Source organism: Pseudomonas sp. 9.2(2024) (assembly GCF_039695385.1).
GTDB lineage: Bacteria > Pseudomonadota > Gammaproteobacteria > Pseudomonadales > Pseudomonadaceae > Aquipseudomonas > Aquipseudomonas paraglycinae.
Genome location: NZ_CP155585.1, coordinates 3,439,634 through 3,462,516, shown reverse-complemented (window position 1 = coordinate 3,462,516; position 22,883 = coordinate 3,439,634). Strand labels below are relative to the sequence as shown.

At 61.3% G+C, this 22,883-nt stretch carries 19 protein-coding genes; 2 read left to right on the top strand and 17 right to left on the bottom strand.

Going from position 1 to position 22,883, the window contains the following annotated elements; all coding sequences use genetic code 11:
• Positions 1-23 precede the first annotated feature (23 nt).
• Genes ABFB52_RS15455 through arnB form a run of 9 tightly spaced genes read right to left on the bottom strand, consistent with a single transcriptional unit; the run spans position 24 to position 10,419 of the window.
• Positions 24-1,643, bottom strand: a complete 1,620-nt coding sequence (locus ABFB52_RS15455; protein WP_178082622.1) for a glycosyltransferase family 39 protein — start codon at positions 1,641-1,643, stop codon at positions 24-26.
• Positions 1,616-2,995 (bottom strand): UDP-glucose/GDP-mannose dehydrogenase family protein, encoded by a 1,380-nt coding sequence (locus tag ABFB52_RS15450; RefSeq protein ID WP_085745595.1) that lies wholly within the window; start codon positions 2,993-2,995, stop codon positions 1,616-1,618. The genes ABFB52_RS15455 and ABFB52_RS15450 overlap by 28 nt, the downstream gene beginning before the upstream one ends.
• On the bottom strand, positions 2,992-3,396 hold the full coding sequence (gene arnF, locus ABFB52_RS15445; protein WP_085745596.1) for a 4-amino-4-deoxy-L-arabinose-phosphoundecaprenol flippase subunit ArnF: 405 nt from the start codon (positions 3,394-3,396) through the stop codon (positions 2,992-2,994). The genes ABFB52_RS15450 and arnF overlap by 4 nt, the downstream gene beginning before the upstream one ends.
• Positions 3,393-3,737 carry a 4-amino-4-deoxy-L-arabinose-phosphoundecaprenol flippase subunit ArnE gene (gene arnE / locus ABFB52_RS15440; protein ID WP_102686105.1) on the bottom strand — a complete coding sequence of 115 codons (345 nt, stop codon included), beginning with the start codon at positions 3,735-3,737 and terminating at the stop codon, positions 3,393-3,395. The genes arnF and arnE overlap by 4 nt, the downstream gene beginning before the upstream one ends.
• A complete protein-coding gene (gene arnT / locus ABFB52_RS15435; protein WP_129972928.1) occupies positions 3,734-5,383 on the bottom strand; it encodes a lipid IV(A) 4-amino-4-deoxy-L-arabinosyltransferase in 1,650 nt (549 codons plus the stop codon). Before arnT ends, arnE begins: the two co-directional genes overlap by 4 nt.
• A complete protein-coding gene (arnD, locus tag ABFB52_RS15430; protein WP_129972963.1) occupies positions 5,380-6,264 on the bottom strand; it encodes a 4-deoxy-4-formamido-L-arabinose-phosphoundecaprenol deformylase in 885 nt (294 codons plus the stop codon). The genes arnT and arnD overlap by 4 nt, the downstream gene beginning before the upstream one ends.
• Complete coding sequence (gene arnA / locus ABFB52_RS15425; protein ID WP_129972927.1) at positions 6,264-8,255, bottom strand: bifunctional UDP-4-amino-4-deoxy-L-arabinose formyltransferase/UDP-glucuronic acid oxidase ArnA; 1,992 nt, start codon at positions 8,253-8,255, stop codon at positions 6,264-6,266. The genes arnD and arnA overlap by 1 nt, the downstream gene beginning before the upstream one ends.
• The gene (arnC, locus tag ABFB52_RS15420) at positions 8,252-9,274 is read right to left on the bottom strand and encodes an undecaprenyl-phosphate 4-deoxy-4-formamido-L-arabinose transferase (protein WP_102686108.1); all 1,023 of its coding nucleotides are present in this window, start codon (positions 9,272-9,274) and stop codon (positions 8,252-8,254) included. Before arnC ends, arnA begins: the two co-directional genes overlap by 4 nt.
• A complete protein-coding gene (arnB, locus tag ABFB52_RS15415; protein WP_129972926.1) occupies positions 9,271-10,419 on the bottom strand; it encodes a UDP-4-amino-4-deoxy-L-arabinose aminotransferase in 1,149 nt (382 codons plus the stop codon). Before arnB ends, arnC begins: the two co-directional genes overlap by 4 nt.
• A 431-nt stretch (positions 10,420-10,850) precedes the next feature.
• Between arnB and ABFB52_RS15410 the strand changes: the two genes are divergently transcribed.
• Positions 10,851-11,741 carry a tyrosine-type recombinase/integrase gene (locus ABFB52_RS15410; protein WP_129972962.1) on the top strand — a complete coding sequence of 297 codons (891 nt, stop codon included), beginning with the start codon at positions 10,851-10,853 and terminating at the stop codon, positions 11,739-11,741.
• 14 nt (positions 11,742-11,755) lie between these two features.
• Here the strand turns inward: ABFB52_RS15410 and ABFB52_RS15405 are convergent, their stop codons facing one another.
• The 5 genes from ABFB52_RS15405 to ABFB52_RS15385 all read right to left on the bottom strand — a co-directional run bounded on the left by ABFB52_RS15405 (position 11,756) and on the right by ABFB52_RS15385 (position 18,002).
• Entirely contained in the window at positions 11,756-12,307 is a 552-nt protein-coding gene (locus ABFB52_RS15405) for a PqiC family protein (protein ID WP_129972925.1), read from the bottom strand.
• Between the two features lie 16 nt (positions 12,308-12,323).
• Positions 12,324-13,979: an MlaD family protein gene (locus ABFB52_RS15400; RefSeq protein ID WP_129972924.1), complete on the bottom strand. Its 1,656-nt coding sequence runs from the start codon at positions 13,977-13,979 to the stop codon at positions 12,324-12,326.
• A 113-nt stretch (positions 13,980-14,092) separates the two neighbouring features.
• Positions 14,093-15,394 (bottom strand): FAD-binding oxidoreductase, encoded by a 1,302-nt coding sequence (locus ABFB52_RS15395; protein WP_129972923.1) that lies wholly within the window; start codon positions 15,392-15,394, stop codon positions 14,093-14,095.
• A complete protein-coding gene (locus ABFB52_RS15390; protein ID WP_129972922.1) occupies positions 15,391-16,479 on the bottom strand; it encodes a polyamine ABC transporter substrate-binding protein in 1,089 nt (362 codons plus the stop codon). Before ABFB52_RS15390 ends, ABFB52_RS15395 begins: the two co-directional genes overlap by 4 nt.
• 164 nt (positions 16,480-16,643) lie before the next feature.
• Entirely contained in the window at positions 16,644-18,002 is a 1,359-nt protein-coding gene (locus ABFB52_RS15385) for a glutamine synthetase family protein (RefSeq protein WP_102686282.1), read from the bottom strand.
• Between the two features lie 162 nt (positions 18,003-18,164).
• Here ABFB52_RS15385 and ABFB52_RS15380 point away from each other — a divergent pair, with 162 nt between their 5' ends.
• Positions 18,165-19,073, top strand: coding sequence for a helix-turn-helix domain-containing protein (locus ABFB52_RS15380; RefSeq protein WP_085745609.1), 909 nt, complete (start codon positions 18,165-18,167; stop codon positions 19,071-19,073).
• 114 nt (positions 19,074-19,187) lie between these two features.
• Here ABFB52_RS15380 and ABFB52_RS15375 read toward each other — a convergent pair whose 3' ends face one another.
• From ABFB52_RS15375 to galE, 3 genes are all read right to left on the bottom strand, one after another.
• Positions 19,188-20,237, bottom strand: a complete 1,050-nt coding sequence (locus tag ABFB52_RS15375; RefSeq protein ID WP_129972921.1) for an acyltransferase — start codon at positions 20,235-20,237, stop codon at positions 19,188-19,190.
• A 90-nt stretch (positions 20,238-20,327) separates the two neighbouring features.
• Positions 20,328-21,800, bottom strand: a complete 1,473-nt coding sequence (locus tag ABFB52_RS15370; protein WP_256656673.1) for a family 16 glycosylhydrolase — start codon at positions 21,798-21,800, stop codon at positions 20,328-20,330.
• A 5-nt stretch (positions 21,801-21,805) separates the two neighbouring features.
• Positions 21,806-22,861 (bottom strand): UDP-glucose 4-epimerase GalE, encoded by a 1,056-nt coding sequence (gene galE / locus ABFB52_RS15365; protein ID WP_129972919.1) that lies wholly within the window; start codon positions 22,859-22,861, stop codon positions 21,806-21,808.
• Between the last annotated feature and the right edge of the window lie 22 nt (positions 22,862-22,883).

Genomic DNA, 22,883 nt, shown 5'->3' with positions numbered 1-22,883 from the left:
CTCTCGAAATCACGTCGCGCAGGTTAAGGCGTCAGCCACAGCAACACATAATCGTTTTTGTCGAAACGCCCGCTCAGCACCGGCTGCAGCGTTCCGAGCGGCGTGCCTTGCAACGCCTGGAAGTCACTGCGATCCATCATCAGCCACGCCGGCCCCTTGAGCGCTTCGAGCGCTTGCGTGGTTTCAGTGAACAGCGGTTGCAGATCCTGCTCGACGTTGACCATGAACTTGATCGCCTTGGCGTCCTTGCCCATGCCGTGCAGCACCAGCGGCGCGGGTTGCGCGTGGATCCGCGCCAGCGACGCCTGGCTGAAGGTTCGCGTGTCATACAGCTGGCGCTCCACCGGCTCGAACACCAGCGCGTACGCCGACCAGACCGCCAAAACAGCGCTGAACGCGAGGACTTCGGTTCGCCAGCGCGGCAGCCACAACCGCGACAACGCGGCCAGTTGCAGCAATCCGAGCACGATCATTACCGGCATCAGGTCGGTCAACGTCTGGGGAAACCGTCGCTTCGCCACCCACAACAAGACGATCAACAATGCGGGAATCAACAACCACAATCCCTGCATGCCGACGCGCAGCCAGGCAAACACCCGACCATGCAACACCTGAAACGGATACGCCGCAATAATCGCCGCCATGGGCAGCATCGGCAGCAGATAACGGGCCTTTTTCGCCTGTGGAATCGACAGCCCGAGCATCACGATCAACCCCGCCGCGGCGCAATATTGCACCAGGCGCAAGGCCGGGCCGCGTTGCCGGGGCTTGCTCAGCCAAGCGGCCGCGAGTGCCAGTAACGCCAGCGGATACGCCAGCGCGTAGTTGCCCAGTGAGCTGGTGAAGTAATACAGCGAACCGCTGACGCCTTCGCTGCCGTCCATGCGCCCCATGAACTGCATGCGGATCACGTCCTGACGAAACGCCGGCCCGCCGCTGACTTCCGCCAGCCACAACAACAGCCCGACGCAGGCCGCCAGCAACAGCGAAGCCAGCACACCGAAGGTCAACAGGCGCGACCATTGGCGATCCAGCAGGTAGTAACTGCACAGCATGCCGGTCGGCACCACCAGCCCGATCGGCCCGCGAATGCCGAACCCCAGCAGCAACAGAATGAACACTAGCGGCCAGCGTCGAGCGGCAGCGAAATGGTCGTGGGCATAGCCGAGGTAGAACACCGAAAACGCCACGGCGGCGAGCATCAGGTCCTGCGACACCGCGCGGGTTTCGCTGATGAAGGTGCTGGTGAGCATCAGCAGCGCGATGCTGACCACCGCCCAGCGCACGGATGCGGGCGCGAGCAAGCGATACATCAACGTGACGATCACCGCGCCGGCGACAGCGCTCGGCAGCCACGCCGTCAGGCTGTTGACCGTCCCGAACGGCAACGACAACAGCCAGATGAACGAAGTCGAGAGCGACGAATAATCGGCGTACGGCTCACCATAGGTGGTGGGAAATACACCGGGCCCGTGCCGGAGCATTTCCTGGGCGAACAACACGAAGCGCGAGTCGAAACCGATGGGCGCCTGCCCGTACACGCCGGCGATGAACAGCAGAAACGCCAGCAGCCCTGCGATCAGGGACTGCCGGCGCAGGGCAGGGGTTAAACCGATCAAGCCACGTCCGAGGCGTGCGGCCATTGCTGCAACGGAATCGGCAGGGAGCGCGATTCGCCACGGCCCATCGGGAAGTAATGGAAGCCGTTGCGGGCCAGGCGTTCGGCGTCGTACAGGTTGCGGCCGTCGAAGATCACCGGGGCCTTGAGGCGTTGCTGGATCAGGTCGAAATCCGGCGCCTTGAACTGCTGCCATTCGGTGCAGATGATCAGCGCGTCGGAACCGGCGAGTACCGATTCCGGGGTGCCCATCAGCATCAGTTTCGATTCGTCCGGGTACAGATGCTGGGTTTCCTGCATCGCTTCCGGGTCGAACGCCCGCACACTGGCGCCAGCGGCCCACAGCGATTCCAGCAGAACCCGGCTCGGCGCATCGCGCATGTCGTCGGTGTTCGGCTTGAAGGCCAGCCCCCACAGGGCGAAAGTCTTGCCGCGCAGTTCGCCCTTGTAGAACGCGTTGATTCGTTCAAACAGCTTGTGCTTCTGCCGCTGGTTGATCGCTTCCACCGCTTGCAGCAAATCGCTGGAGCAGTGCGCCTCTTCGGCACTGTGGATCAGCGCGCGCATGTCTTTGGGGAAGCATGAACCGCCGTAACCGCAACCGGGGTAGATGAAGTGGTAGCCGATGCGGCTGTCGGCGCCGATGCCCTGGCGCACCGATTCGATGTCCGCGCCCAGGTGTTCGGCCAGCTCGGCGATCTGATTGATGAAGCTGATCTTGGTCGCCAGCATGCAGTTGGCGGCGTACTTGGTCAGCTCGGCGCTGCGCAGGTCCATGAACATGATGCGGTCGTGGTTGCGGTTGAACGGCGAATACAGGTCGCGCATCACGTCGCGCACTTCTTCGCGCTCGCAGCCGATGACGATCCGGTCGGGCCGGCGGCAATCGGCGACCGCCGAACCTTCCTTCAGAAATTCCGGGTTGGACACGATATCGAACTGCAACAGGCGCCCGGCCTTGATCAGCGCCTTGTCCAGGTGGGTGCGCAAGGTGTCGCCGGTGCCGACGGGTACGGTGGATTTCTCCACCAGAATCAGCGGTTGTTCACGATGCCGGGCCACGGCGTCGCCTACCGACAGCACGTAACGCAGGTCTGCCGAGCCGTCTTCTTTCGACGGGGTGCCGACTGCAATGAACGCGACCTTGCCGTGCTGCACAGCGAGTTTTTCATCGCAGGTGAATTGCAGGCGCCCGGCGTCCAGGCCCTCGCGGACCAGGCTGGCCAGCCCCGGCTCGAAGATGCTGACGTGACCCTGGCGCAGCAGCTCGACCTTTTTTTCGTCGATGTCCATGCACACCACGTCATGGCCGACTTCGGCCAGCACGGCGGCCTGCACCAGGCCGACATAACCGCTACCAAACACTGTGATTTTCATGGCGAACTCCTCAATTCGGGCGCACGGGCCGGACGAGTGTTGATGGTGATGACCCCGAGCATGACCAGCGCCACGCCCAGTGATTTGGAGAAACTGAAGGATTCGTTGAACAGCGGAAGGCTGGCCGCCAGCAGGTACACCAGCGCGTAGCTGATGCTCAGCAGCGAATAGGCCCGGCCCAGCGGCAGATCGCGCAGGGCGGCGAGCCAGCAGAGCATCGACAGCGCATAGGCGAAGATCGCCGCGAGCACCACGGCCAGCGCAACTGAATCGACGCTTTGTACGGACAGCCACTGATCCGGCCGGGGCAGACGCGTCATGCTCCAGCGCATGCTCAGTTGCGCCACGCTGACCAGCAGCACGCTGGCCAGGGCGAAGAAGATTCCACGACCCTGGTTCATGACTGTTGCCCCAAAAGCGCCACGCCACCGATTACCAGAAACACGCCGAACCAGTGTTGAACGTCGACGGGCTCCTTGAACACGAAGCGGGCGATCAGGGTGATGATCACGAAATTGAGGCTGAGCATCGGGTAGGCGATGCCGACGGGCAGGCGCTGCAACACCAGCAGCCACACCAGCAGACCGGTGCCGAGGGCAAACAGGGCCAGCCACAACCACGGCGAGCGCAGTTTGCGCGACCACGGCAAGCTCGCGCCGCGCCAGCGCTCGACGGCGAATTTCTGCGCGACCTGGCCCAGGCAGGTCAGCAGGCAGGCGAGCAACAGCAGCCACAGGCTCATGACGCCTCCTGCGGAAGAATCACGATCACCAGATTGCCTTGCTCATAACGAACGCCGTCCTTGGGCAGTCTGTCGAGTTCGTCCAGTTCGTCTTGCCCCTTGACCCGCATCACCACGCCGACCGAACCGGTCTTGCGGGCTTCGCGCATCCACTGTTGCACCTGATCGGTATCAACCCGCTGTTGAATGCCATCAGGATAGGCAAGGCCATATTTCAATTCGCCTATCGTGTTGTACATCGCCACCTGCGGGCGTTTGACTCGCCAGGACAGGGCCGACGCGGCGCCCAGGTCGTTGCTCAACAGGTGCGTGGTGGCCGCCAGTTCTGTTTGGTGGGCGAGCACGAACTGGTCAGGCATCTTGTTCGCCACCACCGATTTGGGCAGTGCCGCCGGCAGCAGCGCGATCAGCAGCAGGCTGCCCACCGCCGGTGCTGCCCAGCATTGCAACGGGCGGAAGGCTTGCAGCAGGTTGCTGATGATCCAGCCGGTCAGGGCGATGAACACCAGCACCAGACTGTGCAGTTCGTGGTCGTACAGCGGACGCTTGAGCTGCACGTAAACCAGCCCGATCAGCGTGACGATGCCCAGAAACAGGTTCAGCAGACCATTGAGGCCCAGCGCCCGGCCTTGCTCCACACGCAAGCGATCGGCCAGCGCGTGGCCCAGCAGCAACGCCAGCGGCAGCAGGCACGGCAGGATGTAGGTCGGCAGCTTGCCGTTGCTCAGGCTGAAGAACAGCAGCGGCATCAACAGCCACAGGCCGAGAAACGCGATGCCGGTTTCGCGGCGGGTCTGCCAGGCCTGCTTCAACGCCACCGGTAGCATCCCGACCCACGGCAGACTGAACGCCACCAGCAGCGGCAGATAGAACCACCACGGCGCGTCATGCTGGGCATCGTCGCCGGCAAACCGGCGGATGTGTTCGTGCCAGAAGAAGAACCGCCAGTAATCCGGTTCCTGACCGTGCACCGCCAGCACCCACGGCAGGCTGACGATGATCGCTACCGCGATGGCCACCGGGCCGTACAGCAGCAATTCCTTCCAGCGCTTTTGCCAGAGCATCCACGGCAAGGCGATCAGCACCGGCAGCAGCCAGGCGAGAAAACCCTTGGTCATGAAGCCCATGCCGCACGCCAGTCCCAGCACCGCCCAACCGGCGATGCGCTGACCAATGGAACGGCTGTCGAGGGCAAACCACAGCGCCACCAGACTCAGGTTGACCCAAAAGGTGAATTGCGGATCGAGGTTGGCGTAACCGGCCTGGCCGGCGACGATGACGAAACTCATGTAGAGCAGGGCGCAGACGAAGCTTTTGCGCGGGTCATTCCACAAACGGCGGGCGATGAGGAAGCACAGCAGCACGCTCAGCCCGGTGCTCAGGGCCGAGGCAAACCGCACGCCGAACAGGTTCTGGCCGAACACGGCCTGCCCGAGGGCAATCATCCAATAACCGGCCGCCGGTTTTTCGAAGTAACGCAGGTTCATGAAATGCGGCGACACCCAGTTGCCGCTCAGCAGCATTTCCTGGCTGATCTGCGCATAACGGGTTTCATCGGGAATCCACAGACCATGACTGCCCAGCGGCAGCAGATAGGCGAGCAGGAAAATCCCCAGCAACAGCGGCAATGCCCAGCGTTTGCTCATGCGCCTTGCACTCCCAGCCAGCCTTCGCGGCCTTCGAGGGCACCGCGTTGCACACGGCCGACGGGCAGGGTGTTGAGAAACTCGGGCAGCAAGTCGCCCAGCGGTTGAAAGTTGATGTTTCGCTGGCGTGCGTCGGCCAGCAGTCGACGAAAATCTTCGGCCATCAGAATCCCTTCTACTTCGGCGTGAATGGTGTAGACGTTGAGGTTGTCCGGGCGGAACCGGTCGAGGATGAAGGCGTTGAAATCCTTCGCCGCCACAGTCGTCCCGACCACTTCATCGAAGGTCGGCAAGTCCACCGGAATCTGCGGCGCACCGACCGAGCCATCGGCCAGCAATGGCCGGAACAGCCGCTGCCCACGGCAATCGCTGTTGTAGCGAAAGCCGAAGGCCTGTTTGGCTTCGATCACACGCTCGTCCGCACGCCAACCGGCGGCGGCCGAACACATGACTTTTTCGCCGAGGATGTCGCTCAAGGTGTCGACGCCCTGACGGATCTGCTCGACCAGTTGCGCATCGCTCCAGCGCCCGGCATTGGCCTGCCAACCGTGGTGATCCCAGGCGTGCAGACCGACTTCGTGGCCGGCGGCCCGGGCCTGACGCATCAGATGCCCGAGGTCGCGGCCGATCGGTTTGCCCGGCCACGCCGTGCCGGCCAGCAGGATGTCCCAGCCGTACAGGCCAGCGGCGTTGGAGCGCAGCATTTTCCAGAGAAACTGCGGACGGATCAGGCGCCACAGGTGCCGGCCCATGTTGTCCGGGCCGACACTGAAGAAAAACGTCGCCTTGATCTGCGCTTCATCGAGAATTTCCAGCAAGCGCGGCACGCCTTCGCGGGTGCCGCGAAAGGTGTCGACGTCGATGCGCAAACCGGCCTGCATCATCGCTTGCTCTCGATTTCGGCCATGGCCTCACGCAGGAAGAAATCCAGCGTGTTGCCGATGGTCTCGCGCATTTCCACGGTCGGCGTCCAGTCCAGCAGGCGCTTGGCGTTGGCGATGCTCGGTTTGCGGTGCTCGACGTCCTGGTAACCGGCGCCGTAGAACGCCTTGCTTTCCACGTCGCGGAAACCGGCGAACGGCGGGAAGTTGGAACGCAGCGGATGAGCCTCGAACTGGCGCAACAGTTCTTCGCCCAACTGACGAATGCTCGCTTCGTTGTCCGGGTTGCCGATGTTGATGATCTGGCCGTTGCAGACGTCGTTGTCGTTATCGATGATCCGCGCCAGCGCCTCGACGCCGTCGGCGATGTCGGTGAAGCAGCGTTTCTGTTCGCCGCCGTCGAACAGGCGGATCGGCGTGCCTTCCACCAGATTGAGGATCAATTGGGTGATGGCGCGGGAGCTGCCGATGCGCGCCGAGTCAAGGCGATCCAGCCGTGGGCCCATCCAGTTGAAGGGACGGAACAGGGTGAAGTTCAGGCCCTTGGCGCCGTAGGCCCAGATCACCCGGTCCAGCAGTTGCTTGGACACCGAGTAAATCCAGCGCTGCTTGTTGATCGGGCCGACGATCAGGTTCGAGCGGTCTTCGTCGAAGTGCTTGTCCTGGCACATGCCATAGACTTCCGAGGTAGACGGGAAGATCACGCGCTTGTTGTATTTGACGCAGTAGCGCACCAGTTTCAGGTTTTCTTCGAAGTCGAGTTCAAACACTCGCAGCGGGTTGCGCGTGTATTCGATCGGCGTGGCGATGGCCACCAGCGGCAGCACCACGTCGCATTTCTTGATGTGGTACTCGATCCACTCCGAGTGAATGCTGATGTCGCCTTCGACGAAGTGAAAACGCGGGTGGCTGCGCAGGCGGTCGATGGCGTCGGAGCCGATGTCCAGGCCATAGACTTCGTAGCGCTCGTCACGCAGCAGGCGCTCGGACAAATGGTTGCCGATGAAACCGTTGACGCCGAGGATCAGCACCCGTGTACGGCGCGGGCCACGGCCGGACTCGGCACCGCGCAGCAGCGAACCGTCCACCAGACCCAGTTCATTGGCCAGTTGCGGGCCGCTGAGGTACAGGCCGTTGTCGTTGCGCTGGCCGGCGTTGATCACCAGCGAATCTTCACCGCAGGCGATGCGCAGCGGATCGACACTGATGACCCGGCCCGGCGCCTGGCCTTCGTTGCCCTTGACCACGTCGGCGTTCCACACGATCAGCTTGTGCTCGCCCACGGCGCAGAAGGCGCCGGGGTAGGGCTGAGTCACGGCCCGCACCAGGTTGAACAGTTTTTCGGCCGGTTGCGCCCAGACCAGTTTGCCGTCCGCCGGGGTACGGCGACCGAACACGGTGGCTTTGGATTCGTCTTGCGGGGTTTCGGTGATTTTGCCCTGAAGCATCGCTGGCAGCGCGTCGCGCAGCAGGTCGTTGGCGGCCGTGCGCAGTTTGCCGTGCAGGCTCAGCGCGGTGTCGCTGCGTTCGATGGCCACGCGTTGCTGGGCGAGGATGGCGCCGGCGTCGGCACGCTTGACCATGCGATGCAGGGTGACGCCGGTTTCGGTTTCGCCGTTGACCAGCACCCAGTTGGCCGGGGCGCGGCCACGGTAGCGCGGCAGCAGGGAGCCGTGCAGGTTGAACGCGCCTTTTTTGGCGGTGGCCAGCAATGGCTCGCTCAGCAGGTTGCGATAGTAGAAGGAGAAGATGTAATCCGGATCGAGCTTGGCAATCCGCTCGATCCACAACGGGTGGTTGGCGTCTTCCGGTGCATGAACCGCGATGCCTTTGTTGGCGCACAGTTGCGCCACCGAGGCGTAGAACGCGTTTTCCTGCGGGTCATCGGCATGGGTGAACACCGCCGCAATGTCGTAGCCGCTGTCGAGCAGGGCTTGAATGCCGGCGCAGCCAATATCGTGGTAGGCGAAGACAACGGTTTTTGCGCTCATGAGAGAACCTGATCAGACGAGGAGTTGGAAGTAAGGCCGTCAACGGTGATGGCGGGGGCCGGCGTGGCGGGGTGCCCGCGCAGGACCTTTTCGATGAAGAATCGCGGGCGGGCGCGCACATCGCTGTACATGCGCCCCAGGTATTCGCCCAGCAGGCCCATGCCGATGAACTGGCCGCCGGTGAACACGAACAGCACGGCGAACAGCACGAACAGGCCATCGCCGGCCCATCCGGCACCAAAGGCCAGGCGCAGGACAATCAGCGCCGCCGCGAACAGCACGCCGAGCCCGGCCATGGCGAAGCCGACGATGCTCAGCAGGCGCAGGGGCGTGGTGGTCATGCAGGTGATCAAGTCGAACATCAGGTTGATCAGGCGCATCGGGCTGTATTTCGAATCGCCGTGTTCGCGCTCGGCGTGGGCCACGGTGATTTCCGTGGTGTGGCGGGCGAAGCTGTTGGCGAGGATCGGGATGAACGTGCTGCGTTCGCGGCAGGCGAGCATCGCGTCGATGATGGTGCGGCGGTAGGCGCGCAGCATGCAGCCGTAGTCGCTCATGGCGACGCCGGTGGAACGTTGCACGGCGAGGTTGATGAGTTTCGACGGATAGCGGCGCAGGGCCGAATCCTGACGGTTGCCGCGCACGGTACCGACCACGTCAAAGCCTTTTTCGGCCTCGGCCACCAGGCGCGGGATTTCTTCCGGCGGGTTCTGCAAGTCGGCGTCGAGGGTGATCACCACGTCGCCCTTGCACTGTTCGAAACCGGCCATGATCGCCGCGTGCTGGCCGTAGTTACGGTTGAGGATGACCGCCACGAACGGGCTGTCTTCGACTGACGCGGCGTCTTCGAGCAATTGTGCGGAGGCATCGCGGCTGCCGTCGTCGACCAGCACGATTTCGTAGTCATGCCGCAATTGCTGGCAGGCGGCCTGGGTGCGGCGCAGCAGCTCCGGCAGGCTGTCTTCTTCGTTGTAGACCGGGATGACGATCGACACGCAATGAATCGGATAAGGTCTCACGGGCGTTTCCCCATCAGGTGTTCAATGGCCCCGACGACCCGGTCCAGATCCTGATCGGTCATATCGGGAAACAAGGGAATCGAGCACAGCCGCGCCGAGTTCCACTCGGTGTCGGGCAGGGACAGGTGCGGATCACGCTGGCGATACCAGGTGTGCAGGTGGGTGGCGATGAAGTGGATGCCGGTGCCGATGCCTTGCTCCTGCAAACCCTTCATGAAGGCTTCGCGGTCCATGCCGCAGCGCTCGCTGTCGATGCGCAGGATGAACAGGTGCCAGGCGTGGGTTTGCGCGTAGGCAGGCACCGCCAGCGGTTGCACCGGCAGGCCTTCGAGTTTTTGCAGGTATTGCGTGGCCAGTTCGGTGCGACGGGCGTTGATCGCGTCCAGACGCTCCAGCTGCACCAGGGCAATCGCGGCGTTGATATCGGCCAGGTTGTATTTGAAACCGGGCTCGATCACCTGGGCCTGGGGTTTGCGGCCGTGGGTCAGGCGGTCGTACGCATCGACGCCCAGACCATGAAACTTGAGCATGCGCACGCGGTTGGCCAAAGCTTCATCATCGGTGACGAACATCGCGCCTTCGGCGCAGGTCATATTCTTGATCGCGTGGAACGAGAAGACCGCGGTGCCTTGCGAACCCACGTGACGGCCCTTGTAGCGGGTGCCAGCGGCGTGGGCGGCGTCTTCGATCACGGTGATGCCGTGCTTGTCGGCCAGGGCGTAAAGCGGATCGAGATCGAAAGCAGCGCCGGCGTAATGCACGGGAATGATCGCTTTGGTGCGCGGGGTGATGGCGGCTTCGATGCGCGCGGCGTCGGTCATCAGGGTGTCGCGGTCGACATCGACGAACACCGGCGTGGCGCCGAGCAGGGAAATCATGTTGGCGGTCGAGACCCAGGTCTGCGATGGGGTGATGACTTCATCGCCGGGGCCGATGCCCAGCGCCAGCAGGGTGATGTGCATGCCACCGGTGGCCGAGGACAAGGCCACGGCGTGCCGGCATCCGATGTACTGGGCAAACTGTTCTTCGAGGGCCTGGTTTTTCGGCCCGGTGGTGATCCAGCCGGAGCGCAGGACTTGCTCCACGGCGGCAATTTCTTCATCACCGATACTGGGGCGGGAGAAGGGGAGAAACGCCTGACTCATGCACACCTCATTGCAAAGAAAAAAGAAATAGATCCATTGAATAATTGGATCCAATCAAAGCGTAGACGCGAAAAAATCCTTTGCATCAATAAGTTGCCAAGACGACATAACGTCGGGTTCGGTTGACTTTTCAGGCATTGCCCGGCAGCTTGGGCAGCGCCGGCACAGGACTCAGTGGAATTAAGGTTATGCCCGTTTTTGTGAAAGGAACATGAAAAACCGGTCGGCGAATCGTTTATCTGAAACCCATACAGCCACTGTTCAGACTTCTACCGTTTATCGCGGTTTTTAGTAGAAAAGTCCTACGGAAGTGTTCCCCTTATATTAAGAATGTTGCAGTTGTTAGTTGCTGTGTTGAACTGCTTTTACTCAAGGCCCGACGTTTGATTGACTTACCCGTTGCATCCCCCGACACCCTGAAAACCAACCCGATGACCGTGTATCTGGCGCGTCTGGCTCCCTCCAGCCAACTCACCATGCGTTACGTTTTGCAAGATGCCGCCGACCGACTCGGTTTCGAAGACATGAACGTCGAAGACATTCCGTGGCACGCGCTGCAACCGGAAGATGTCGTTGCGTTAGTCGCTGCATTGCGCGCCGACAATTACGCACCGAATACTTCTTCGCTGTATGTAAACGCCATTCGCGGTGTAATGAATGAAGCCTGGCGCATGAGTCTTATCAGCCAGGACCATCTATTGAAGATGCGCTCGGTCAAAGGCATTGGCGGCACGCGACTGTCTCAGGGGCGCAATCTGAAGCGCACGCTGATTCATGAATTGATGGAAGTCTGCGCGGCCGATCCGCGACCACAGGGTTTGCGTGATGCGGCGGTGATTGCGCTGTTGTACGGCACTGGGATGCGCAAGTCGGAGTCGGTGGATCTTGACCTGAATCAGGTCGACTTCACCGAACGCAGTCTCTTTGTCACCGCCAAGGGCAATAAACAACTGATCAAGTACGCGCCGGCCTGGGCGTTCGCCAAACTCAATGCCTGGCTGGAGTTTCGCCGGTCAGAGCTCAAGGAAGGTGAGAGCGACGACGCATTTCTGTTCAACCGCATCCGCCGTGGCGGCCATATCACCCGCGAGCGCATCACCAAGCACGCGATCTATTACATCGCCCGCCAGCGCGGGACCCAGGTCGGGGTGAAGATCATGCCCCATGATTTCCGGCGTTCGTTCATCACTCGGGTGATTGAGGAGCACGACCTGTCGATTGCCCAGAAACTCGCCCATCACAGCAATATCCAGACGACTGCCAACTACGACGTGCGCGACGACAACGAGCGACGCCGCGCGGTGGATCGCTTCGACTTGTAGGCATTGCGTTTCGATCAGGAGGCGGGCGGGCAGCCGCGTGAGCCGGTGGAAGCCTGACTGATCAACGCAGCCAGGCGCTTGACGTTGTTCTGCTGGGCCACCACCAGATCGTCGATGGTCGGCCCGGACGGGGTTTGCAGCAGCGAGCGGCAGGCGAGCAGGGCGTCGTCTCCGGTGTTGGCCTGGCGCAGGCGCCATTTGACGTCGATCAGCCCGTATTGGCCGGGTATCGAATCGAAGCGTTGCACATCAATGCGCACCGAGGTCTTGCGCGGGCCGCCGGCATTACTGAGCTGATCCACCAGCGCGCTGCGCAACTCATCGCTGAGGCTGGCGCCCCACCATTCGGTCTCAAGGATTGCCAGGCCGCTGTTGCCCTGGCGGATGACGATCTGCGGCCGGTCGACCTGCGGCGGCACGCTGATGCCTTCGATGGCGATTTCCGAACCGGCGCGGCCGGTCATCGGTTGCGTCGGTGTCAGGGTGTGAAAGCTGATCGGGGCGCTTTTACAGGCGCCCAGCAGCAGGCCGATCGCGAGCACGGTGAACTTCAGCGGTAAAGCCATGGGACAGCTCCTGTGCTCAATTGCGCGGCGGCCCTTTTAGGTCCAGTGGCGCGGCGTTGTCGGGGCGGCCGCGAATCAACGATTCCGGATGACGGCCCAGATAATCGGACAGTTCACGCAACGAACGCGACATGCGCCCAAGCTCGTCGAGAGTCTCGGTCAGTTGTTCGCGTTGCGGCGAATCTTCGGCCAGGGTCGAGCTGGCCGACTGCAGGGTCTTGCTCAGGTCGGCGAGGGTGTTCTGCACGCCGGGCAGGGTCCTGGCATTGAACTGGGTCAGGCCTTTGCGCAATTCCACAAGGTTGCTGTCGAGGTTGCCGGCAATCCGTTCCACCGGCAGTTTGTTGAGCTTGTCGATCATCGCTTCGAGTTTTTCCTGCAACTGTTCGAGGCTGCCGGGGACGGTCGGAACGCTGATCGGGCGGGCGGTCGGGTCGAACGCGACTTTTTCGGCTTTGGGGAAGAAATCCAGCGCGATATACAGCTGCCCGGTCAGCAGGTTGCCGCTGCGGGCCTGGGCGCGCAGGCCGTTGTCGATAAAGGTGCCGATCAGACGCACGGCGGCGGCTTCGTCGTCCGGATTGTGCTCGAGTACCTTAAGCATCTTGACGTGAGCCTGACCGAGGCGTTTCGGGTAGATCACGATGCCGACGTTGAGCGGGAAGCTGCGTTTTTTCGGATCGAAGTCCAGGTTGACGCTCACTACCCGGCCGATTTCGATGCCGAGAAACTCCACCGGTGCGCCGACTTTCAACCCGCGCAGGGCCTGATCGAAACGCAGGGTCAGGTATTGCGCCTTGCCGTTGGGCGGGGCGAGGGCGGTTTGCTGGTCGTCGAACAGGTCGTAGGTTCTTTCTTCGGCGGCGGCAACGTCGTTGGGGCTGTACTCCGGCGCGCGGAAGGCGATGCCGCCCACCAGCAAGGTCGACAACGATTCGGTTTTCACCGCAAAACCGTTGGCGCCGACGTTGACGTCAATGCCGCTGGCGTTCCAGAACCGGGTGTTTTCCGTGACGTAGGCGTCGTTTGGCGCATGGATGAACACTTCGATGTTCACGCCTTTGCCATCGGCGTCCAGCGCGTAAGCCACGACCTGGCCGACCGGGATCTTGCGGTAATAGACCGGCGAGCCGATGTCCAGCGAACCGAGATCCGAGGCATGCAAATTGAAGCGTTTGCCCGGCTCGCCGTAGGTGATCGGCGGCGGGTTTTCCAGGCCTTTGAAGTGTTTTGCGCGCGAATTGGACTGACCGATATCGGCGCCGATGTAGTCGCCGGACAGCAACGTGTCGATGCCCGAAACACCGCCCGCACCGATGCGCGGGCGCACGACCCAGAACTGCGAGTCTTCGCGGGTAAAGGTTTCGGCCTGCTTGGCCAGTTTGATCGTGGCGTTGACGCTTTTCTGGTCGTCGCTCAGCTCGACGTCCGTGACCTGACCGATGACCACGTTGCGGTATTTGACTTCGGTCTTGTTGGCGGTCAAGCCGCTGCCGGTCTTGAAGGTGACGATGATGCTGGGGCCTTCCTGCATCAGGTTGTGCACCACCAGCGAGATGCCCACCAGCACCGCGATGATCGGCACGATCCACACCAGCGAGATGCTGAAACGCCGGGTCTTGACCGGCGCCTGGCCGGGCGCTCGCGGTTGATCGGCGGCTGACGACTCCATCCATGACCTCCAGGGTGTGTTGGGCACTGAGCGTCAGGAACGCAAAAGCACTTCATCAATATAGAAGTGCTTCGCGATAGAGCAAATGTGCAGGGCGCTTTAACCGGCAGGCCTCATCCCAGCAGGTCCCGCAGGCGATACCAGAACATGCCCAGTGCCAGCAGCGGCGAGCGCAGCGCCGGGCCGCCGGGGAAGGTCATGTGCGGCACGCCGCTGAACACGTCCATGCCCTGACTGTGGCCGGCATGAATCGCCTCGCCCAGCAGCTTGGCGCACCAGTGGGTGACGTTGAGGCCATGGCCGGAATAGCCCTGGGCGTAGAACACGTTCGGGTGCTGCTTCAAACGGCCGACCTGCGGGAAGCGGTTGGCGGTGATGCCGATTTTGCCGCCCCATTGATAGTCAATGCGCACATCCGCCAGCTGCGGGAAGACCTTGAGCATCTTTGGTCGCATGTAGGCGGCGATGTCCGCCGGATCCCGTCCCGAGTAATGGCAGGCGCCGCCGAACAGCAAGCGCCGGTCCGCCGAAAGCCGATAGTAGTCGAGGCCGACTTTCTGGTCGCACAGCGCCAGATTTTGCGGAATCAGCTCGGCGGCGCGTTCCGGCGACAGCGGTTCGGTGGCGATGATGTAACTGCCGGCGGGCAGGACCTTGCCGCTGAGTTGCTGTTCGAGTTCTTCCAGGTGCGCGTTGCAGCCGAGCACCAGACTGCCGGCGCGCACGGTGCCGCTTGGGGTGCGTACTTGAACGGTCGCGCCATGGACGATTTCCAGCACCGGGCTCTGTTCGAAAATCCGCACCCCGAGGGACGCCGCCAACCGCGCTTCACCCTGCACCAGGTCGAGCGGGTGCAAGTGGCCCGAACCCATGTCGATCAGGCCGCCCTTGTAGACACCCGCGTTCACCACTTGCTGACGAATCAGCTCAGGGGCAACCAGCCGCGTTTCATGGCGGTAACCCAGCTGCGCCAGGCTGTCCTGCTCGGCCTTGAAGGCGTCGAACTGCGCCGGCGTGTTCGCCAGCTCACAGAAACCCCAGCGCAGGTCGCACTCGATGGCGTTGTCGCTGATGCGCTGGCGCACCAGCTCCACCGAGTCGATCCCGGCCCGGTGGAGGTAGCGCACGCCTTCGGCGCCAACATGCCGCGAGAAACCTTCGACGTCATGACCGATCCCGCGAATCAGTTGTCCGCCATTGCGCCCGCTGGCGCCCCAGCCGATGCGCCGGGCTTCGAGCAGAATTACCGAAAGCCCGCGCTGCGCCAGTTCAATGGCCGTGTTGACGCCGGTGAAACCACCGCCGATTACGCAGACATCGGCGATCAGGTCACCCGCCAGTTCCGGATAAGGTGTGCTGGCCCGGGCCGACGCGGCGTAATAGGACTGGGCGTGTTCCTGGGTGTACTGATTCATTTGTTCGACTTCACTTTGCTCCAGGACCGGGTCATCAGACGCATGATCGACTGGGGCGGGGTAGAGGAGATGTAGAGCTTGTCGAGGACTTCCTGAGACGGATAGACCTCGGGATTGTTGACCAGCTCCGGATCCATGTATTGCTTGGCCGCCGGGTTCGGGTTGGCGTAACCCACCGAGGCGCTGACCTTGGCGATCACTTGCGGATCGAGCAGGTAATTGATGAAGGCGTGGGCTTCCTTGGTGTTGCCGGCATCGGCGGGAATCGCCAGCAGGTCGAACCACAGGTTCGCGCCTTCCTTGGGAATCGAGTAAGCGATGTTCACGCCGTTCTTGGCTTCCTTGGCGCGGTTGGCGGCCTGGAACACGTCGCCGGAATAACCGAAGGCCACGCAGATGTCGCCGTTGGCCAGATCGGACACGTATTTCGAGGAGTGGAAATAGGTGATGTACGGCCGGATGCTCAGCAGTTTCTCTTCGGCCTTCTTGTAGTCCTCGGGTTTCTCGCTGCGCGGGTCCATGCCCATGTAGTTGAGGATGGCCGGGAACACTTCATCGGCCGAGTCCATCATCGACACGCCGCACTGGGTGAGTTTCTTCAGGTTCTCCGGTTCGAACAGCACGGCCCAGGAATCGATGTGATCGATGCCCAGCACTTGCTTGACCTTGTCGACGTTGTAGCCGATGCCGTTGGTGCCCCACAGGTACGGCACCGAGTGCTCGTTGCCCGGATCGTTCTTCTCGAGCAGGGCCAGCAGTATCGGGTCGAGGTTTTTCCAGTTCGGCAGTTGCGAGCGGTCCAGTTTGAGGAACGCACCGGCCTTTACCTGACGGGCGAGGAAGTGGTTGGACGGCACCACCACGTCATACCCGGTGCGACCGGCGAGCAGTTTGCCTTCGAGGGTTTCGTTGGAATCGAAGACGTCGTAGATCACCTTGATCCCGCTGGAGGACTGGAAGTCGGCGAGGGTGGTTTCGCCGATGTAATCGGTCCAGTTGTAGACGCTGACCTGGGGTTGGGCGAGGGCACCGGCACTGCACGCCAGGGTCAGCGCGGCGGGGATCATGGATTTCAACAGACGCATATCGACACCTCTTCGATTGATCTTCCCATGCTGATCGTTCCCACGCTCCGCGTGGGAATGCAGCCCGAGACGCTCCGCGTCCCAAAGCGGACGCAGAGCGTCCATTGAGGCATTCCCACGCGGAGCGTGGGAACGATCGTTGGGTTGGGTTGTTTTTATTTTGGTTACACGCTCAGCAACAGGAACTCCCGCTCCCAGGAGCTGATCACGCGCTTGAAGTTTTCATGCTCGGCGCGTTTCACCGCGACGTAGCCGCGCACGAACTTGCTGCCCAGGTATTGCGCGACGGTGTCGCACTCTTCCATCTGGGTCAGGGCTTCTTCGATGGTGATCGGCAGGCGCAGGTTGCGGCGCTCGTAAGCCCGGCCTTCGACGGCGGCGCTCGGATCGATGCCTTCGACCATGCCGATGTAGCCGCACAGCAGGCTCGCGGCGATGGCCAGATACGGGTTGGCGTCGGCGCCGGGCAGACGGTTTTCAACCCGCATCGCCTCAGGGCCGGAGGTCGGCACCCGCAGGCCGACGGTGCGGTTTTCTTCGCCCCATTCGACGTTGACCGGTGCCGAGGTGTCCGGCAGGAAGCGGCGGAACGAGTTCACGTTCGGCGCGAACATCGGCAGCACCTTCGGAATGTACTTCTGCAGGCCGCCGATGTGATGGCGGAACAGGTCGCTCATGCTGCCGTCGGCATTGGCGAAAATTGGCTGGCCGCTGGCGATCTCGACCACGCTCTGATGCAGGTGCATGGCGCTGCCGGGCTCGTCGCCGATCGGCTTGGCCATGAAAGTCGCGGTCACGTTGTGCTTGAGGGCGGCTTCACGCAGGGTACGCTTGAACACGGTGATCTGGTCGGCCAGATCGAGCGCGTCGCCGTGGCGGAAGTTGATTTCCATCTGCGCCGGGCCGTCTTCGTGGATCAGCGTGTCCAGGTCCAGGCCTTGCAGTTCGCACCAGTCGTAGACGTCTTCGAACAGCGGATCGAATTCGTTGGCCGCGTCGATGGAGAACGACTGACGACCGCTTTCGGCGCGACCGGAACGGCCCAGCGGTGCCTTCAATGGCAAGTCCGGGTCTTCGCAGCGCTGGGTCAGGTAAAACTCCATTTCCGGCGCCACGATCGGCTTCCAGCCTTTGTCGGTGTACAGCTGCAGGACTTTCTTCAGTACGTTGCGCGGTGACAGTTCGATCGGGTTACCGAACTTGTCAAAGGTGTCGTGGATGACGATGGCAGTCGGCTCGATGGCCCATGGAATCACGTACACCGCGTCGCTCACCGGCTTGCAGACCATGTCGATGTCGGCCGGGTCGAGCAGGTCGTAGTAGATGTCGTCGTCGACAAAATCCCCGGTTACCGTTTGCAGCAGCACACTTTCCGGCAGGCGCATGCCTCGCTCATGCAGGAACTTGTTGGTCGGTGCGATCTTGCCGCGGGCGATGCCGGTCAGGTCGCTGACCACACATTCCACTTCGGTAATCTTGTGATCTTTCAGCCACGTGAACAGCTGATCGAAAGGGGCATTCATAAAGACCTCGTCGTTGGTTTTGTTGACGCGGGGGAAAAGCGATTTCATCTTTCGCAGACTTCCCCTGTGGCGCGTTGACGACTATCTTGGGCGGGCCTTGCCGTTCCATCTATCCACTTTCAGCAGCACCAAAGCGCACCAAAAGAGTGCGCAAGGTCTCCCATGACAACGTGTAATCCGCTACAGGTTCAAGCGTTCAACACCGCCGATGTCACCGAGCAAATCCGCGCCACGCCGGGTTGGGTTCAGCATTACCAGCAGATGTCGCCGGGGCATTTCGCCGGGCAGATCCGTTATCTGGATTTGCAGGGTGTGGAGGTTTACGAAGAACAGATGAACACCCGGGTCGAGCAGAATTTCAGCGCGCCGGAAGGCTCGCTGGCGTTCTGTTTCGATCGCAGCGACAACGCGCTCTATCTGCTCAATGAAGAGAGCCGCAACATCTGGATCACCCCGGAGAACTATCAGGAAATCGCCGTGGTGTTCGGCCCGGAATTCGTCCAGCGCAACGGCCTGGACGTGGCCAGGCTGGAAGGTCTGTTCATGGCTCCGCTCAATGGCGCGCAGAATGGATTGTTCAGCCGCTGGTTAAGCTCGACTCTCACGAAGTTGTCGCAAACCCTTGATCAGCCAAGCAAAGAAGCGCTGACCCAGCAATTGCTCGAGGACTGCCTGTTCATACTCGACAACGCGAGCGTGTGCCTGGACGGCGGTGGTTTGCAGCGCCGCGCCGAAGAGCGAATCACCCTCAAACGCGTAGGGGAGTGGGCGGCGGATTCACCGGAAGAAACCCTCAATCTGCTGGAGCTGTCGCGGGTGGCCGGGGTTTCCCTGCGTCAGTTGCAGCAGACCTTCAAGGCGTACACGGGGATGTCGCCGAGCCATTGGCTGCGTTTGCGCAGGCTCAACAGTGCGCGGCGGGAATTGCTCAAACGCTCGCCGGCAGATACGACGGTGGCGGAGGTCGCAATGAACTGGTCGTTCTGGCATTTGGGCCGTTTTTCAAGCAGTTACCGGGCGATGTTCAAGGAGTTGCCGAGCGAGACCTTGAAGCGCTCATCGTCGATGTGACGGGCACTCTGCACCACAAAAAAAAGACGGGAGAGGTTTCGGTATTCGCCGAAATCTCTCCCGTCTTTTTCATTTATCGATAGGCCGATGTTGCCAAGCCTGTTGCGCAGCCGACTAACCAACTCTGAGACGTTTGAAGGAGGATGAAAGGGATCTTTTCATCAGTCTGGCCATCGGGGTTTCTATTTCTTTATGGATGACATGGGAGGCACCTATCATCAAAGCGAGGGTGCCCCACAGCAGCACGTGAGGATTCACAGCCGGATAAGCCATATTGAAGATCATGAAGCCGATCATTTGATGCAGCAGGTAAAGCGGGTAAGTCAGGGCGCCCAACGCTGTCCAGTCGAACTTGCCCAAGGCTGCCGTTTTACGCGTCGAGATAAAAAGAAACGTCATGAAAAACAGGGCAATGACACCGCAGATAATCAAGGAATCGTATTCGGTCGAATATTTCAGCTCGATCGACTCGGCCCAGGTGATCGCGTTGAAGCTGGCCAATGCCTGCGCAGCCGCCAGCAGGGAAATACGCGCTTTGGTAAAACCCTTGTCCCAGATGATGTAGAACGTCGCGCCGGCGACGAAATAGGCCGCGTAGTCGGTGATCAGGACCGAGCGCAGTTTTTCGAAAGCAAAGACTTCCGCTGCGGCCGAGATCAGCAGCCAGAGCACAAGGAAGTTTTCTATTTTCTCTATCTTCTTGAAGGCCAACAGGACGGCGATCATCAGGTAGAACTTTATTTCGACGAACAGTGACCAGTAGACCCCGTCGATGGGTGGGACACCGATCAGGTCGCCGAGGAATGTCATGTTGATCATGTATTGATAAAAATCAGCCGAAAATCTTGGCTGACCAATGGCCAGCGTGACGAGAAAAGTGATCGTGCAGCACACCCAGAAAGCCGGGCAGAGGCGGATGACGCGGGAAATGAAAAACGCTTTGAGATCGTTGTTCGAAGCCGTCATCAGGATCACGAATCCGCTGATCATGAAAAACAGTTCGACGCCCAGGTAACCGTATTTGGCAACGTCAGCCAATAGCGGATAGGGCATTACCGACATATCGCCCCTCGCATAGCCGCGAAACGCATAGTGAAAAAACACCACGGCGATCGCGGCGAGGAAGCGCAGCAAGTCCAGTTCGTTCAGTCGTCGCTTGTTCATGTACAGGCGCTCCAGACTCGTCAGCGCGGATCGATCACTGAGGACTGTGTCGTGTGACATCCGACTCAAGGCCAAAGCGGCGTAGGGTGCTCAAGGACTGCGTAGCCACATGCGGATGTAATCGACTTCGAACGTGGAGGGCAGGTCAGCATCGTCGACCACGCCGAACCATTTCCACATGGCCTCACTGTCAAAGACGATCTGCATGGGGTAGAAAAAGTGTTTGTTCTTCGACTCCCTGACCAGTACGCCATCGACGTACCAGCGCAGGGTGTCGGGCTGCCAGTCGAAGCCGTAGACATGAAAGTCGCCGGCCAGCCGCCAGGGGCTGGTCCAGGTGCTGCCGTCGGCGATATGTTCGGTGCTCTGTGGCGTGGCCCAGAGGTGGGCGTTCATGTTGTAGGCGCGGTCCGAGGCCGCCTCTTTGGTCTTGCCGCCGATTTCAAAGATATCGATTTCGGTGGCGTTGTCGGCCATGCCTGTCCACGCCAGCCAGAACGCGCTGGAAGCCGCAGAGTTCATGGGTTTGGCTCGTGTTTCGTAATAGCCGTAGAAGCCACGTTCGAGGGTACGAACCATCGCCGAGGTGTAATCCTTGAAACCTAGCTGCACGTATTTCGGCGGCAGGGTTTCCTTGCGAAAGACAATCTTCAGATAGCCGTTGCCGACGCTGGCATTGCGCTCGGTGAACAACGCCGGCTTGCGTCCCAGCGACTCGTTGCCGATAGCATTGTTGACGTGCCAGCGCGTGCGGTCGAGGGTGGTGCCATCGAACTCGTCGGACAGCGTGGTGTTGAGCAACCACCGGCCGGCATTGGCCTGATCGGACAACGGCAGATCCGGATGGATGTGGGACGGCAGAGCGTCCAGCGGGCCCACACGTGTCCAGGTATCGGCCTGAACCGGTATGGCCACGGACCACTTGTCCGCCAGGTACCGAAATACGCGCTGGCGCTCCGCGAGCGAGGCAAACGGCCGGTCATACACCAGGACTTCGGCGATGTCGCCGCGAAAGTTTTCGGCATTGCCGACGGCATTGCGCCCCACGCCATACGGTCCCAGCGGGACGTCCTGCAGCTCAAGGACAGAAACCGTCGGCTCATAAGCACCGGTTTGCGGAAGGCTCACGGCGAAATTCGGCAGCACGTTATCGTTGCTGGCGGCCTGCGGTCGTGAACTGAACAAACGTTGCCAGGGATCGACCCCGGCCTGTTCCGGCAACCGCCGGGACACGATCAGTACAGTCGCAGGCCCTTTCGCGGTGCGCAGGGTCCGGCCGAGCAATCCAGAGTTGCCGCTCAAGCGCACCACCGAATGGCCATTGAGGCTGTTCTCCATCCGTTGTGGCGGCGAAGAAGCGCCATCGACGGTCGCGTCATTGGCCTTGCCTGACTTGTCGCTCCAGCGCTGGAGACGGTTCTGCGCATCCAGAGTCACTGTTGACGCATCCGCCGCGTCCAGCCACAACATGAGCCCGGTGGTCGGCACCGCAGGAGGTGCCTGCGCGGCGTTGCTGATCAGCGAAACTGAAAACAGCACGGCCAACAGACATTCTTTGAACATCGGCATCACTTCACCGCAATGGGTGCCGGAATCTTGAATGAAGATTGATATCCCTGCGGATTGCACGACTGCCAGCGCCAGGTATCGGTGATCATTTGTTCCAGGCCACGCAGCGCGCTCCAGCCCAGTTCGCGTCCTGCCTTGGCGGGATCGGCCCAGCACTTGGCGATGTCACCCGCGCGTCGAGGGACGAAACGGTAGGGAATGCTGATGCCGGTGATGTCTTCGAAGCTGTGGATGATTTGCAACACGCTGTAGCCAACGCCCGTTCCGAGGTTCCAGTAGTGAATGCCGTTGGCGTGCTGCAGCACCTGCAGGGCCTTGAGGTGACCGATGGCCAGGTCGACCACGTGGATGTAGTCGCGCACGCAGGTCCCGTCCACCGTGGGATAGTCGCTGCCGTACACCGTGAGTTCGGGTATCCGGCCTATGGCAACCTGGGTCAGGCACGGCAACAGGTTGTTGGGGCGGCCCCGCGGGTCTTCGCCGATCATTCCGCTTTCGTGGGCGCCGATCGGGTTGAAGTAACGCAACAATCCAATGCTCCAGCGCGGATCGGAGTTGCACAGATCCGTCAGCAACTCTTCGATCATCAGCTTGGTGCGGCCATAGGGATTGACCGGTTTGCCGGTGCCAAAATCTTCGGCAATCGGCGTGCGCGTCGGCTCCCCGTACACCGTGGCTGACGAGCTGAACACCAGCCGGAATACGTTATTGCGGGCCATCGCCTGACACAGGCCAAGCGTGCCGGCAACGTTGTTGACGTAGTAATCCAGCGGCTTGCGCACGCTTTCTTCGACGGATTTGAGACTGGCAAAGTGCACCACGGCCTCGATGTCGTGCCGGCTGAAGATATCGTCGAGCAGGACCGGATCGCGAATATCGCCCTTGATGAAGTCGACGCGGGTCAGGGTCAGTTGCTCAAGGCGCCGGATGCACTTTCGACAGCTGTTGCACAGGTTGTCGAGCACCAGCACTTTGTGGCCGGCGTTAATCAGGGCTAGCACAGTATGCGAGCCGATGTAGCCGGCACCGCCAGTAATCAACGTGGTTTTGCGCATGGTGAGGCCTTCCTGTCTCAGG